The 15,223-nt window shown below is 47.0% G+C and carries 13 protein-coding genes; all 13 read left to right on the top strand.

The window, feature by feature from the left end:
- Positions 1-1,487 precede the first annotated feature (1,487 nt).
- The 13 genes from EOJ37_RS08240 to EOJ37_RS08180 all read left to right on the top strand — a co-directional run bounded on the left by EOJ37_RS08240 (position 1,488) and on the right by EOJ37_RS08180 (position 15,221).
- Positions 1,488-2,615: a hypothetical protein gene (locus EOJ37_RS08240; protein WP_127959450.1), complete on the top strand. Its 1,128-nt coding sequence runs from the start codon at positions 1,488-1,490 to the stop codon at positions 2,613-2,615.
- A gap of 626 nt (positions 2,616-3,241) precedes the next feature.
- Complete coding sequence (locus EOJ37_RS08235; protein ID WP_127959449.1) at positions 3,242-4,369, top strand: hypothetical protein; 1,128 nt, start codon at positions 3,242-3,244, stop codon at positions 4,367-4,369.
- A 107-nt stretch (positions 4,370-4,476) separates the two neighbouring features.
- Positions 4,477-5,247 carry a fimbrial biogenesis chaperone gene (locus EOJ37_RS08230; protein ID WP_127959448.1) on the top strand — a complete coding sequence of 257 codons (771 nt, stop codon included), beginning with the start codon at positions 4,477-4,479 and terminating at the stop codon, positions 5,245-5,247.
- A gap of 9 nt (positions 5,248-5,256) precedes the next feature.
- The gene (locus EOJ37_RS08225) at positions 5,257-6,042 is read left to right on the top strand and encodes a fimbrial biogenesis chaperone (RefSeq protein WP_240651684.1); all 786 of its coding nucleotides are present in this window, start codon (positions 5,257-5,259) and stop codon (positions 6,040-6,042) included.
- Between the two features lie 635 nt (positions 6,043-6,677).
- A complete protein-coding gene (locus EOJ37_RS08220) occupies positions 6,678-7,187 on the top strand; it encodes a fimbrial protein (RefSeq protein WP_155522485.1) in 510 nt (169 codons plus the stop codon).
- Between the two features lie 75 nt (positions 7,188-7,262).
- The gene (locus EOJ37_RS08215; RefSeq protein WP_127959447.1) at positions 7,263-7,997 is read left to right on the top strand and encodes a fimbrial biogenesis chaperone; all 735 of its coding nucleotides are present in this window, start codon (positions 7,263-7,265) and stop codon (positions 7,995-7,997) included.
- Entirely contained in the window at positions 7,981-8,529 is a 549-nt protein-coding gene (locus EOJ37_RS08210) for a fimbrial protein (protein ID WP_127959446.1), read from the top strand. The genes EOJ37_RS08215 and EOJ37_RS08210 overlap by 17 nt, the downstream gene beginning before the upstream one ends.
- A 16-nt stretch (positions 8,530-8,545) precedes the next feature.
- Positions 8,546-9,127, top strand: a complete 582-nt coding sequence (locus EOJ37_RS08205) for a fimbrial protein (RefSeq protein ID WP_127959445.1) — start codon at positions 8,546-8,548, stop codon at positions 9,125-9,127.
- Between the two features lie 131 nt (positions 9,128-9,258).
- Positions 9,259-11,916 (top strand): fimbria/pilus outer membrane usher protein, encoded by a 2,658-nt coding sequence (locus EOJ37_RS08200; RefSeq protein ID WP_240651685.1) that lies wholly within the window; start codon positions 9,259-9,261, stop codon positions 11,914-11,916.
- A 755-nt stretch (positions 11,917-12,671) separates the two neighbouring features.
- Positions 12,672-13,184, top strand: coding sequence for a fimbrial protein (locus tag EOJ37_RS08195; RefSeq protein WP_127959444.1), 513 nt, complete (start codon positions 12,672-12,674; stop codon positions 13,182-13,184).
- A gap of 178 nt (positions 13,185-13,362) precedes the next feature.
- On the top strand, positions 13,363-14,097 hold the full coding sequence (locus EOJ37_RS08190; protein ID WP_127959443.1) for a fimbrial biogenesis chaperone: 735 nt from the start codon (positions 13,363-13,365) through the stop codon (positions 14,095-14,097).
- Positions 14,081-14,626, top strand: coding sequence for a fimbrial protein (locus EOJ37_RS08185; protein WP_127959442.1), 546 nt, complete (start codon positions 14,081-14,083; stop codon positions 14,624-14,626). Before EOJ37_RS08190 ends, EOJ37_RS08185 begins: the two co-directional genes overlap by 17 nt.
- A gap of 16 nt (positions 14,627-14,642) precedes the next feature.
- Complete coding sequence (locus EOJ37_RS08180; protein WP_127959441.1) at positions 14,643-15,221, top strand: fimbrial protein; 579 nt, start codon at positions 14,643-14,645, stop codon at positions 15,219-15,221.
- Positions 15,222-15,223: the final 2 nt, after the last annotated feature.

The raw sequence follows: 15,223 nt of genomic DNA, 5'->3' as shown, positions 1-15,223 counted from the left end.
CGGCACGCTGTGCGCTTAGCGCAGCAAATTGCTGTTCACGCTGCTGTTGTTCGCCCTGTAGCCGTTGCAACCCTTGCATCCGGCCCACTATTGAGGCGCCGAGCCGCGCCCCCAGCGGCTCTCCGTTGGGTGTTGTCGACATCGTTGTCGTCTCCTGCGGTTACTGTTCCGTGGCCATGAATGTTGCAGGTGGTTCACCCCTTGGCACTGTTCTCCCCTCTATAATTTGCTCTGTGGGGGTAGGATGATGCAGGCATCATTCTCCCTGATTGATAACAATAATTAAAGTAAATTTTCCTAATTGGCTATTTTACCAGCATTATCGATAAGCTAACCTAGTAACCCATTGAAATAATAAAGCATTATTTTTACTGAAATATCCTCTCTTGAAATACAAAGGTAAAGGTAATTTCTATTTTTTGCGCCTTTCCATGATTCTGTATCTGTCATGTTGATGACTCAGGCAATACAGTTTTTTTATTAAAAACAAAAGAAATGTCTAGCCCCTCCCCCTGCAAAGGGGGAGGTTGGTAGGGGGTTATTTTAAAATCATCAAATGCGTTAACACCCCACCCTAACCCTCCCCTTATTAAGGGGAGGGAACTACCTGGCTCCTCGTATTGTGGCACAGAACAAACTTTAGTTAATAATCGGCTAAAAAACGTTCATGCGTTTGCCCCACTCAAGTGGGTTGGCGACGTAGGGCATAGACTATCAACGTTTAGCTTTTATTGGCTTAACACTGTTACTGCGTGGGTTGATTTGCAGTGAACTAGCTCATTGAATTTTCTTTCTGTTGCGCCTAATCGGTCAGGAAAAGTAAATGGCTTCCAAATGGAAGCCATTTTTTTTGATATTTCTCTGTTATTTTTGATTTAGACACAGAATAAATATAACCAATTGAATTTATATTTCACTCGGCGAAGTTACATATTTCCACTTTCCTTTCACTTCCCTTTGGTTTATTGTAGTCAACAGGTTGCTTAGCGTTAACTACCAGATTAATTTAATAAAAAGTTAAAAATTAACTGGCGAGACAAGAGAAATGAAAATATCCCTATCAACTCAGAAACAAACTTATTATTTATTTGCAACATTTTTACATATGTTTTTTGCTGTTGCATACAATAACAAAAGCTTACCTCAGCCACTGTCAGCGATATCGATTCAATTGTTATGACAGACAATATTTTTCAGCAAGTTAATCGCCTAGCTGATTATAGGTTGTTTTAGTTGCCATTTTATTTTTAATTTATGAACAAGCTCCTTAACAACTGAGAATACTGTAGTTTCTATCCGCTGTTGATCGCCAAACTACGGCCTTCAATAACAGCAGTGAGGTTAGATGTGAAATTTGACATTCAATTAAGCCACAAAAAAATAATTATAAATCAACAAAGTTAACCAAATTTATCGCGTTAGGTGGCGCCTTGTTTAGGGCTGTTACCTGATATTGGCAAACCGAAAATTAACATCAGGGTATCTAGATGAAAATTATTCAATTATCATGTAACAACAAATGGAAGTTACCGGCACTGTTGCTATTGCTGTTCAGCGCACAGTACGCTGGTGCCATTCCTGGCCCCAGCGGTTCATTTACCGCTGGTAGTGGCTTTGTCTGGTCGGGTTCAGTCAGTTCAAGCTGGCAAGGTATCAACAGCCCTACGCTGACCATGCCCAATACTGCCGCCTGGGGCGGAATGATCACCGATAATTTTTCCAGTACCAACAATGTATGCCCTGATCCAGCCCGCTTTGGCACTTCCTCTGATGGTGTGTTGACCGGTCTGATCTTGGCACCTGATGTGATATTGGGTATCACCAGTGGTACTATGCAGAGTTCATATACCCTCGTAAAAAAATCCACCAACACTAAAACAACCTCTACCGTTAAAGGCAGTTGGTCTAGCGATGGTCGTCTGGTGAGCACCGCGCTGAGTAACGGCCCTTGGTGTATCTCCTCCAATAATCATGCAGCCGGCATCTATTCGGGTCAGCGTATTTCGAACGATCAAGGCAGCATGAGCGGAACCCTGTCACTCTACATCGGCCCGCAAGCGCCATTAGGCAAAGTGGCCAGTCCACGGTTGGCGCACAGCGGAGCCTATCGAAATTCGATACCTGGTGTCAGGGAGATGTTGGCAGCCTCACAATTTACCATCATGGCGCCCACTGATTGCACGGTCAATTTTCAGGATAACAACGTCGCCTTCGGTTCAGTCAATAACTCACTGACCGACAAGCAGGTACTGGCCACCTACCCCTCGCGTCTGACGGTGCAATGCAACAGTGTTGACGATGGTGGGAGCGGCAGTGGTCAAACCGCACTGCAACTGGCGTTTAATGGTAATCTTGGCCGTAGCGGCGATAGCCTGGCACTGAATGATAATACTGCGCAGACACTGGCCGAGATACGCGGCATTCGTGCTACCGGTGGCGGCGATTGTACCAACACGCACAGTGAGCAGATCCTGTTTAACAATCAACCGGTCACCATTGCCAATCTGGGGGTTGGCAGCAGCGATCTCCCGCTTACTTGGACACTGTGCAGTAACGGCTCTCGCAACTATGGTTACGGTACTGCGCAAGCGATCGCCACACTGAGTTGGCCATAACCTGCAACGTGTTAGTTAAAAACGCCATTCGGGTTGTAAACTATTTGATTGTTTTGAAATAACCCCCGCCCAGCCTCCCCTTTTGCGAGGGGAGGCGCTAGACAATGCTTTTGCTTTGATGAGGGGAAGAACATAGGCCTGCGATCAGGTCAAACACTGTTTTGGGTTAAAAAGCGTTGGTGATCTTGCCCTAGATACGCTATCCCAATTATTTTATTTGCTTTTTATTAGCGACTGATGTGCTGGTCGTTATCTTCTTTCCTCTCTTGTGCCTTCATGCTTTGTGGCGTACTGAACATAAAATCGATACGCCTGTCATCATATCCACTCACCTATTAATAGTGCCGTTAATGATCTACTGAGTAACTGGCTATCGGTAAATTATAATTACCTGATAAATAATCAATTAATATAGACTCAATCCAAGCAGCCAAATTGAGAACTGCATTTGGTGAATATGGCGTCACACTACTTTTCAGTAAGAAAATTGAGTTGCCATTCTGCAATATTTAGCAATTGAACTACACTGATCGCAGCAGGATACACTTTAAGTACTATTGATAATTTGATGCCACAGCGCTGGCCAGAGATCATATTGATAACACACGTACTTTAGGAACCCACAGATGGGAATTTCTTCATTAAGAAAAAAGTTGCATTGGAGTTTATCAGTCATACTGACATTGTGCTGCATTCCTCAAGATGTCACTGCTGCGGCTGGACCAAGTGGGACTTACTCACCGGGTAGCGGTTTTGTCTGGTCTACTCGGATCAGCAGTAGCTGGACTGCAAGAGGAAGCCCCGCTTTTCCGATACCACTCGCGCATTGGGGAGTGGGTGGCATGCTCACCGATGCCTTCACTACCACTCAAACCTGTATCAATCCCTCACGCTATGGCACCTCTTCTGATGGGATGCTGACCGGGTTACAGCTGGCTCCTGATGTGATCCTCGGTATGACCAGTGGCACCATGCGAGGTGACTATTATGAGCGCGATGTGGATGGCACAGAGCTGAGGCTCAGAACGGTATCAGGTAGTTGGTTGAATAATGGTCAGCTCAGTACTACCGCTGTCAGCAACGGAGTTTGGTGTATTGGAACGCTTGATGCTCCACCTGGGCTGTTCGCTTTTGTACGTCTATCGGATAACCGAGGAACCATGGCCGGCATCATCGAGCTTTATATCGGCCCCAATGCACCAATCGGCACTGTCAACAGCCCTCGCATAGGTCTTGGCGCAGCTTATATTAGTACCGCAACAGGCGTCAGGGAGGTGCTGACTGCTTCCCAGTTCACCATCACCCCACCGACTGACTGTACGATCGGTGTGCTGGATAATAATGTGGCATTTGGTGTTGTCACCAATCCACTGGCTGATCAGCAGGTTTTGGCGACCTATCCCTCGCAATTAACCATTCAGTGCAGCAGCATCAACGACAATCAGACCGGCTCTGGGCAAGCGACACTGCAATTGTCGTTCAATGGTCTGTTGGGGCGCAGTGCCGACACCCTATCACTGCATAACACCAGTCAGGAGACATTGGCTGAAATACGCGGTATTCGTGCCAGCGGTAGCGGTGATTGCACCAACACACACCCCGAACAGATCTTGTTTAATAACCAGCCGGTAAGTATTGCCAATGTCGGTGTTGGACTGACTGAAATCCCACTTACCTGGACCTTGTGCAGTAGTGCATCACGTAAATATGGCTCAGGAACAGCACAAGCTATCGTAACCATCAGCTGGCCATAATCATAATCGATATAATTAACTATATTTACTGTCTTGACATGGTTGACTAAGCGCGATCCGAATGCCAGTGTAGCGCACTTGGTTTTTCACGAGTAACAGGAGTTCCTATGACTGATTATGTTCGACTTCATCGATGGCTGTTAACCAGTTTGTTACTGGTTGGTGTTATTTTTCAAACCAATCAGTTACAAGCCGCAGGTGGTGGGCTGCAACTGCAACAGACACGGGTTATTTTTAATGCTAAAGACCAGAATGCCAAAGCAACAATCAACAACCAGAGCGATCGCGTTTATCTGATTAAATCCAGCGTACTCGCCAGCCCGAATCCGGCTGATGCACAAAATCGTGCCGCTCAACCGTTTATGATCACCCCGCCTCTGTTCCGTATGGAGCCGCAGAGCCAGAGTTCTGTGTTGGTGGTACGTAATGGTACCAGCGCACTTCCTACTGATCGTGAATCCGTTTTTTATCTCAGCCTGTTGGCGATCCCTTCTTCACCCAAAATGAATGAAGATCAGGGCAATGATGTTGCGGCTCAGGTTTCAGTCGGTATTCAGTCAATTATTAAACTCTTCTATCGCCCTGCTGGCCTTAAAGAACCGGTTCAGACTGCGGCAAGAAGACTCACATTTCAACACAGTGGCGGGCAGTTGCGGGTTCATAATCCAACGCCCTACTTTGTCACGCTGGCAAGAGTAAAACTGGATGGTAAAGCGATCGATGTACGTGAGATTGGTGCTATGGTTTCTCCCTTTTCAACACAGCACTATCCGCTGAAAAATGCGCTAATCACCGGTCAGGCACAAAAAGTGACTTGGACTGTTATTACTGATTTTGGTGGCGAAAGTAGTGAATACCATGCCACGTTAAGCCAATAAGGAGTTGTCATGTTGTTAAAACAATCCTCTTCCCTTAAATCGATGCGGCTTGTCTTTCCCGTTGCAGTAGCCGCACTGTTGCTATTGATCGCTTCAGCAATCCCTTTGGTGGCATCTGCTGCCAGCCTACAAGAGAAGAAGGGGATCACGTTACAGTCGACCCGGGTGCTTTACTCTGCGGCGGAAAAAAATGGCATCACCTTCAAGGTGACCAACAACACCACTATCCCTTACTTATTACAGTCACGGGTTTTGCCTTGGAACAGCGCAGCAGCGGAGAGCAGTGAAGTACCGAGTGATGTGCCATTCATTGTGCTACCGCCACTGCAACGCATTGAACCTAATGAAGATTTAAGCTTATTGATTCGTCTTACCCGCGATGAACTGCCCAAAGACCGTGAGTCAGTGTTTATCCTCAGCTTGAAAGCGATCCCTAGCCAGGCTCCCGCAGCAGAAGAGGCACGGCTGATACTGGCAATGCAGAATAACCTGAAGATGTTCTACCGTCCGATCGGTTTGCCCAGTGATGATATTGAATATTTGGCAAAAAAATTGCGTTTTCAAAAACGTGGTGACCAGCTTACTGTCACCAACAGTACACCTTTCTATATTACCTTCTATTCATTATCCGTTGGCGACAAAGAAGTAGCCGGTAGCGAACTGGCCAACTGGCTACCGCCATTTGGCCAACACAGTTATCCATTACCTAAAAATGCCAGTGGTAAGGTGAAATGGCGCCTGATCGATGCCATCAGTGTCGTCTCGCCACCACAGCAGAGCGTGCTGGCCGAATAGCTGTTACCCGTCAAGAGCAATATTGAGATCAAATCGTTATCCTCCCCCCAAGGCTCCAATGCAGGAGCCTTGCTTCATATGCCACTGTTAATCATTACTCTTTTACTTTTTCACGGTGTCAGAAACAGTAAAAATTTTCAGGAAACAATGTGATATTGATCAGCACAAGGTTACTGACACTTATTGATGCTAACAGCCAGCGTAATAACCATACTCATCTTTACAAAATTCAACAAATACCACTAAAATCAATATATTAAATCACCTAATGATTCAGATCGGGCGTTACTTCGCGCACGCTTCAGCGCCTCTCGCTCTGCCCAACCAATCATATTGAAAATGCTCAGTATTATTGCCAAATATCGATATAATATATCGCCACAATGCATAAAATCGAGCTAAAAACCTATCATGAGCCTCATCATTAATAGATTATAACGATTTCACACCTTCTAACATTCCCCGTAGACTTCGCTTCGTTGCTTAACCGATTAAGCTTAAAAACGAAATTTTGTAGGGTCAGTAATAACTGGGTATGTCCTCTCTAGCGACGTAAGTCATCTGGCGAGTACCCTCTGCAAATTAGTGTTGTTTATTGTTATTCGTTAATTTTTATATAAACCAAGGGTAATACTATGTCTTTCAAAACCAACGTAATCTCAGCTGCATTGTTCACTGCTATCAGCAGCGTAAGCATGGTTGCTACCGCAGCACCTTCTGCTGATGTTCTGCTTCAGGGCATCATCACTAACACTACTTGTGATGTCACTGCTAACAGCGGCCTGGCAACTTTGAACGTCGGTGTTTACAAGGCTTCTGATTTCACCCCTAACACTCAACTGGGTTCAGTTACTCTGCCTATTACTCTGGAAAACTGTGCAGATGAGAGTGGTGAACTGCTGATCCAAGGTACTGCTGCTGCAACTAACAGCCAACTGTTCGTTGCTGATGCTGCTGACACCGTTGGCTTTATGATCCAAGACAGCAACAACGCACAAATGGCTATCGACGGTACTGTTGCTTTCAGCGTAACCAGCGCTGGTCCTAACGAGTACAGCTTCAACGTTGGTATGGGTACTACTGATGCAGTACCTGCTGCAGGTTCATACCAGGCGCCAATCACTATCGCTTACATCGTTAACTAAGTTCAGCGTAACGATATGCGTCCCTAACGCCGGATCATTCCGGCGTTTTCATACATTCCCTTTGCTATGACGGAAATGACTATCTTGAAAATTATCCAAAAGATAGGGGTCTCACTGAGTCTATTGCTTCTGGCAACCACCTCAGCACTGGCAGGGATCTCTATCGACAACTCACGAGTTGTCTTTCACGCTGCTAACGATGGGCGTGGCCAAGGTGTTGGTGTCTCTAGCGCCGCCTCTTCACCACAACCCTATTTAGTAAAAACGCAAGTCACGCGTGATCTCCAAGGCACTGACACCAAAACACCATTTGTGGTCACTCCTTCGCTGTTTCGTCTCGAGCCTGGCAGTACCAATCAGGTTCTGGTGATGAAAAAAGCAGGTAATTTGCCGCAGGATCGCGAATCGCTGTTCTATTTTCGCAGTGTGGCAATGCCCGCAGGGAATCGGCAGTCGCCTAATGAAGTGCCTGCTGTCGGTGGCACGCTAAAAGTGGCAACCGCCGCAGTGGTGAAGCTGTTTTATCGCCCGGCCGGATTCAGCATTCCACAACGCAAAGCAATGGGAATGTTGCAGTTTTCAGCCACTAATCAAGGACTGAAGGTAACCAATCCAACACCTTACTACATTACGCTGTCTACCCTGCAGATCGCAGGCACCAGTGTTGAGATGAATGTCGCAAAAGGTGAAACCATGATTGCGCCGTTTAGCAATCAGATTTATGCCAAAGCACCGCGTCAGGGCAAAGTGGTGTGGAAGGCCATCAATGATTTTGGTGCAGTAGAGGTATTTAATGGCTCAGTACGCTAAGCGGCAGGCGGCTATCGTGATGGCAAGCATGCTGCTCTCCAGCAACTTGTGGGCGGCAGAGTCGGCAGTGGTGAATTTTTCCGCCAAAATTTTTGACGGCACCTGCCAGATCCAACTTTCTGATAATACATTGCAATTTGGCTTGCACAAGGCAATGGATTTTCAACCGAACGGTACAGTTGCGATACTGCCGTTGACTGCGACAGTCAACTGTTCTGCTGCAACCACACCGAAATTAACCATTACCGGTACCACGCCGTATACCAGTAATGCCATTTTCCGTGATGCAGACTCATTAGCCAATGGCGTTGGCTTTATGGTGCGCCGTGATACCGGCAGCATCGATCTCGGTAGTTTTTACGATGAAGCCGCCGCACTTAACAACAATGTGCCGGTTGCGCTTTCACCGATTGGCACCGCTGATACCGCACAGGATGAGCCCTTTTTACTTGGCTTAGTACGTTCAGGAACAACGACAGTCACCCCAGGTGCAATCAAAGCCACATTAACGTTTACGGTTGCTTTCGATTAAGCACGCAGGAGATGAGATGTACCACAATAATCCTACATCACGCCGTTTTTTATCAGCCATTGCTGCCGGGTTGTTACTGAGCGTCACTCATAATGTTCAGGCTGCAGGTTCCTCCAGTGCCACGGTAAATTTCTCCGCCACACTGGTTGGTGGCACCTGTAATGTCACGGTTGATCGCGTCACTATTCCATTTGATAGTGTCTCTTCTTCGGTGATTATTGCTGCTGGGCAGACCGGCATTGATCCTCAATTGCTGACGCTGTCGTTTTCCGACTGTGCCGGTTCTGGCGGTTTAATCCCCAAAATTCAAGTCAGCGGCACCACTATTACTGCCGGTATTCCATTGTTCCGTAATAACAATGCGGCTAGTGACTATTCGCAAGGCTACGGTATTCGCTTGGTTCAGCAAGGGCAGAATACTGCGATCAACCATCTTGATAAATTAGCGCTCGCTGATATTAACGAGCCAATTTCTGTCCTGGAAAGCCGGCCGCTCACGTTTGAAGCACGTTTATCCTGCGGCAGTTGTACCCCAGGGCCTGGTTTAACCGGCGGCAATCTGAATGCCACGGTGACATTCCAGTTTGTTTATGAGTAATCAGTTCGATTGGGCTAGATGTTAATCCGTCGTAGCCATTTTCAGCACCAGAGATTATTTACGGGGCTTAACACGTTCAAGTCAATGGCTTATGCAGCCTGAGATGCCACTGATACGGTGACGAAATATTGATGCTGTTTGATGCGTTGAACAAAGCGACTGCCTCACATTTGATGGGTAACAAAACCATGAAAATTTACTCCCCCCCACGTCATGTTCTGTCTTTGGGAGGCCATTTTCTTAAGCACCCGCTAACCTGGTGCTTATTGCTAACTTTTTCTCCCGCTTGGGCGGCTGACTATTTCGATCCCGACTTTCTGAAAGATATGGGCGAAGGCGCCGATATCGATCTTTCTGCTTTTTCTGAAGCTGGTGGTATTGCCCCCGGCGAATATACCGTTTGGGTATTTATCAACCAGCGCAGTGCTGGACAATATACGCTTAACTTCCAAAAAAACGCTCAAGGTAAAGTCGAACCGGTGCTGACGCCGGTCCAACTGGAAACCTTGGGAGTGAATGTGACTCAAGTTCCTGAACTGAAAGATCTGGCGAAAGATGCTCAGATCGACAGTCTCGGAACATTGATACCGCAAGCAACAACCAAGCTTGACCTGCCTCGCTTGCGTTTGGATATCAGCGTGCCACAAATTGCCATGCAGCAAGAGTTGCGTGGCGTAGTCGATCCTGAACAGTGGCAAGATGGTATCTCTGCGTTGACCGCTAACTATAGTTTTAGTGCCGGGCGTAATACTAACACTGGTCAGAACAATAAAACTGAAACTAACACGCTGTTTGGTACCGTGCGTGCCGGTGCCAACGTTGGCCCGTGGCGGTTACGTAGCACCGTGACTCACACGCGTATTGAGTACAGTGGCCGCGTTAACCAGCCAGATAGCACCAAATCGGACACTCGTGTTTCTAATACCTATCTCTATCGTGATATCAGCAGGTTGCGATCAACCTTACTGCTCGGTGAGACCAGTACCGGTGGTGATGTTTTTGATGCTTTCTCATTCCGGGGGATGCAACTGAAATCAAATGAGCAGATGCTGCCAGTGCAGTTACGCGGTTATAGCCCCGCAGTGTCCGGCTTTGCTAACAGTAACGCTCGTATCACCGTGCGTCAGAGTGGCAATGTGGTCTATGAGACTTATGTTGCTCCAGGGCCATTTTCTATCAATACCATTCCGCAGGCTGGGCTATCCGGTAACTATGACGTCACTGTCACTGAAGCCGATGGCACTCAGCGCCGCTTTGTGGTGCCCTACTCTTCACTGCCAGTGATGTTGCGCCCTGGTGGCTGGAAGTATGAGCTCACCACTGGGCGTTATGATGGCAACCTCACCGACAGTTCACGTGAAGCGCTGTTTGTGATGGGAACCGGTGTCTACGGTTTGCCAAAAGGCTTTACCCTGTATGCGGGTGTGTTAGGCGCTAACGATTACCAGTCAGCCAGTTTGGGGACCGGTATTTCATTGGGCTATTTGGGTGCAATCTCTGCCGATGTCACCCACTCGATCGCCAAATTTGAAGATGACACCAATAAAAGCGGTCAATCTTATCGTTTACGCTACTCGAAGAGTACGCTCTCTAGCGGTACAACAGTGGACTTGACAGCGCTGCGCTATTCAACACGTGATTTCTATAGTTTCAGTGAGTTTAACAGCCGCAACTATCAGTTGACTGAAGGTGTTTCACCGTGGTTATTACAGCGCCGTCGCAGTAGCTTGCAGACCCAGATCAGCCAGCAGTTGGGGGATTGGGGTTCGTTTAGCTTCCGTGCTAATCGCGATGATTTCTGGGGTTCCGATCGTTCTCTGACCGGGTTGTCATTCAACTATAACAATAGTTTTAAAGGCATCAGTTACGGTATCAACTACAACATTGACCGAGTCAAAGATAGTAAAGGCGAGTGGCCTGAGAATCGTCAGATCTCTTTCAGTGTCAGCGTTCCGTTTAGTGTCTTTGGTTATGCACAACAGTTGCAGTCGATGTATGCCACCGCTTCAATCACCCATGATAATAGCGGCCGTACACAGAACCAGGTCGGTTTGATGGGCAGTATGCTCGACGGTCGTGTCTCTTACGGTGCGACACAAAACTGGGGTAATCAGGGGCAGGCAACCAGTACTAACCTTAATGCCGGTTATCAAGGTAATAGAGGTAGCCTCAGTGCCGGTTACAGCTACAGTAATACTGCACAGTCAGTCAACATGAACGCCAGTGGCGGATTGTTGGTTCACGGCGGTGGCGTCACTTTCTCGCGTGCTATGGGTGAATCGATGGCGCTGGTTCATGTTCCTCAAGCACCGAATGTCAGAGTGGGTGGCGAGACAATGCGAACCGACTGGCGTGGCTATGCGGTGGTACCTTACTTGACAGATTATGTCAGAAATAGTGTCGGTATTGACCCAAGTTCACTGCCAGAAGGGGTGGATGTGGCACAAACCAACGTTAACGTCTATCCAACCCACGGCGCGATTGTGAAAGCGAACTTTGCTACCCGTGTCGGTCATCAGGTATTAATGACGCTGAAGTATGGCTCTGGCGTGGTGCCGTTTGGTGCGATGGCAACCGTGTTGAATGCTGCCGGTGATGAAGAGAATGCCAGTATTGTTGGCGATGGGGGTCAAGTCTATCTGACCGGTTTACCTGAAAGCGGCACGCTGCTGGTGAAATGGGGCGAAACAGACAATCGCCAATGTTTGGTGAACTTTAATGTCGCAACGCTGAGCAATTCACCTGATCGTCCGTTGCGCCAGGCAACTTACTCCTGTAACGCCAAATAGCGAAGCTAATTGCTGACGCTAAATAGCGTCAGCAGCAAAAAATCAGTCCAAAAATAGTCGCTAAGCTGGAGGCATCCCCTCCAGCTTTTTAATTCTATGCCGGGCAGCCTCGGCGTTTCACGCCTGATGTTCACACCTTCGTTCCGCTCTCCCGATCACCTACAACACCGCTTATTGCTGTCTATCTTGGCGAATCAAAGAAATAATTTATAGTTATAACAATGTGATAAAGCACAACCACAGCACATCTGTATCATACTGGTCATGCGCGCCTCCAGATGGCTAGCCTCAACAAACAAGCAACCGTAGTTGTACTACTTAGCGATACAACATGCTGTTTTTTAGTAGATTCAACCTCTATGAACATTAACAGCGCAATAAACTGTGTATTTTCTTTATTTTCAAATAGATAAATAACAAAAAATCGCTTGATCAGCCATTTCACCTTTTGAATCATCAAAAAATAACAACATTTAAAACTGAAAAACACACACAAATCACTTTACTTCCAGATCATTCATCTATTAATATGTCCGTCATTAATAGTTTATAACAGTTTTAAGTTTTCAGTAATTGTTTATAAACTCCTAACAAAGAATCTAGCTAAGTTAGCTAAATTATTAAAGTTTTTCGGTTAATCAACCGTTTAGTATCTTCATGCTCCAAGCAGTTCGCTGTTTGGCAAGAAGTTTCTGCTAGAGAGCAGTTATTTTTTAATCGTTAGTTATTTTTTAATGTAAACCAAGGGTATGACTATGTCTTTAAAAATCAATGCACTTTCTGTTGCACTTCTCACCACTCTTGCTGCAACCAGCCTGAGCGCAACCGCAGCACCTTCCGATGATGTGATCCTGACCGGTATCATCACCAATACCACCTGTGACGTAACCGCTAACAATGGTCAGCCGTCGCTTAACGTGGGTGTTTACAAATCAGGTGATTTCGCTGCCGGTACCCAACTCGGCGCGGTGCCGTTGGATGTTTTACTGGAAAACTGTGATGCTGATGAAAACGGTACGCTAATTATTCAAGGTGTTGCTTCTTCTGACAGCACTAAGCTGTTCGTCTCTGATGAAGCTGATAGCGTTGGGTTTATGATCCAAGATAGCGCCAAAGCACAGATCGAAGTCGATAACGGTGTTGCGCTGGCTGTGACCAAAGCTGCTGGGGGTAACTATCAGTTTATCGTTGGCATGGGTTCTACCACTGTTGCACCCGCTGCCGGTTCATATGAAGCCCCTATTACCATTGCTTATATTGTGAACTAGTTTGACTTTGCTGGGTTTAACACCAGCAGCCTGTCACAGGTGGTGTTGATTGACCGATAACACGTGTCGTGCCATTTCAAACCGCATCAAGCACCACCTGGGCAAGTGAGTAACTCTGTTTGGCGCCGAGCCATTTCGGCGCCTCGATAATTGATATTATTGCTTTGCAGTGGCTGAAATGACTCTGTTGAAAAAGATAAAAAAAATCGGGGTATTATTGAGCTTGTGCGGCGCCACGAGCGGCCCCGCACTCGCAGGGATTTCTATTGATAGTTCAAGGATTGTTTTTCACGCCAGTAACGATTCCCGTGGCCAAAGTGTTGGTGTCACCAGTGCGGCCTCATCGCCACAACCTTATCTGGTAAAAGCACAGGTAACACGGGATCTACAAGGCCTTGAAACACAAACGCCATTTGTCGTTACACCGGCGCTATTCCGTTTGGAACCTGGCAGCACCAATCAGGTTCTGGTGATGAAGAGAAGTGGCAAATTACCCCAAGATCGTGAGTCCATTTTCTATTTCCGCAGCCTGGCTATGCCAGCAGGTAAAAAACTTTCTCCCAATGAAGCTCCAGTGATTGGCGGTACGCTGAAAGTCGCAACCGCAGCCGTGATCAAACTGTTCTATCGCCCGGCGGGACTGAAGTTCTCCCAACGTCAAGCGATGGGAATGTTACAGTTTTCCCGCTCAGAGCAAGGGCTAAAGGTGAATAACCCTACCCCGTATTACATTACCCTGTCGACGCTACATGTTGCAGGTAGCGTGGTATCACTGAACATTGCTGACGGTGAAACCTTAATCGCCCCTTTCAGCCATAAGATTTACATCAATGCACCACAACAGGGCAAAGTGGAGTGGAAAGCGATCAACGATTTCGGGGCAACGGAGGCATTTTATGGCACGGTTCGTTAGTTCGGGTGCCTTGCTGTTAATCAGCTTGTCTACGCCACCAGCGCTGTTTGCTGCAGAGTCGACGGTGGTTAATTTCGCAGCCAAAATTTTTGATGGCACTTGCCAAATCGAATTATCAAACAGCGTATTAGAGTTTGGCCTACATAAAGCCATCGATTTTAAACCTAACAGTGCAGTGGCGATATTGCCATTAACCGCCAGCGTGAGTTGTTCTGGCTCGACCACACCGAAATTGACTGTCACTGGCAGTACACCTTATAGCAGTAGTGCCATTTTCCGTGATGCAGAGTCATTATCAACTGGCAGTGGTTTTATGGTTCGTCGCAATAATGAGGCGATTGACTTGGCCAATTTCTATGATGAAGCGAAAGCGATTAATAATAATGTGCCAATTTCTCTTACGCCAATTGCGGTGGCTGATACCGTGCAAGATGAATCCTTTTTACTCGGTTTGGTGCGTGCAGGCAGTAATAATGTCACCCCTGGTGCAATCAAGGCGACATTAACCTTTAGCATTGCTTTTGATTAAACCGCCAGGAGGTAAAATGCATCGTTATTTTCAAAAGTGTGGCATTTTTTCGGCGCTCACCGCTGGGTTATTACTGACACAAGCAACGCAAATTCACGCTGCTGGCTCAGCATCAGCCACGGTTAATTTCTCTGCTACCCTCACCGGTGGAAGTTGCTCAGTGATGGTAGACCGAGCCACGATCCAATTTGACAGTATCTCCTCTAGCACCATTATTGCGGCAGGAGAAAGCGGTATTGACCCGCAGTTATTAACGCTGTCTTTTAGTGATTGCGCCGGTGCCGGTGGGCTAGTGCCGAAACTTCAGGTTTCTGGTGATAGTTTCAGTGCGGGTATTCCACTGTTTCGCAATAATGAGGGCACTACTGACTATTCAAAAGGTTATGGCATTCGTCTGGTGCAACAAGGGCAGAATAACGCGATTGATAATCTCGATAAATTGATATTAGCAACCGCAGAGGAGCCGATTGAAATACTGGAAAATCGCCCGTTAACACTTGAGGCGCGCTTATCTTGTGGTAGTTGTGTCACCGGAGTCAATCTGCGTGGCGGCACACTCAATGCGACGGTCACTTTCAGATTTGTTTATGAGTAATA

The sequence above is a fragment of the Serratia microhaemolytica genome, assembly GCF_004011885.1.
Taxonomy (GTDB): domain Bacteria; phylum Pseudomonadota; class Gammaproteobacteria; order Enterobacterales; family Enterobacteriaceae; genus Serratia_G; species Serratia_G microhaemolytica.
The sequence above is the reverse complement of the archived record's forward strand: the minus strand, read 5'-3'. Positions and strand labels throughout refer to the sequence as shown.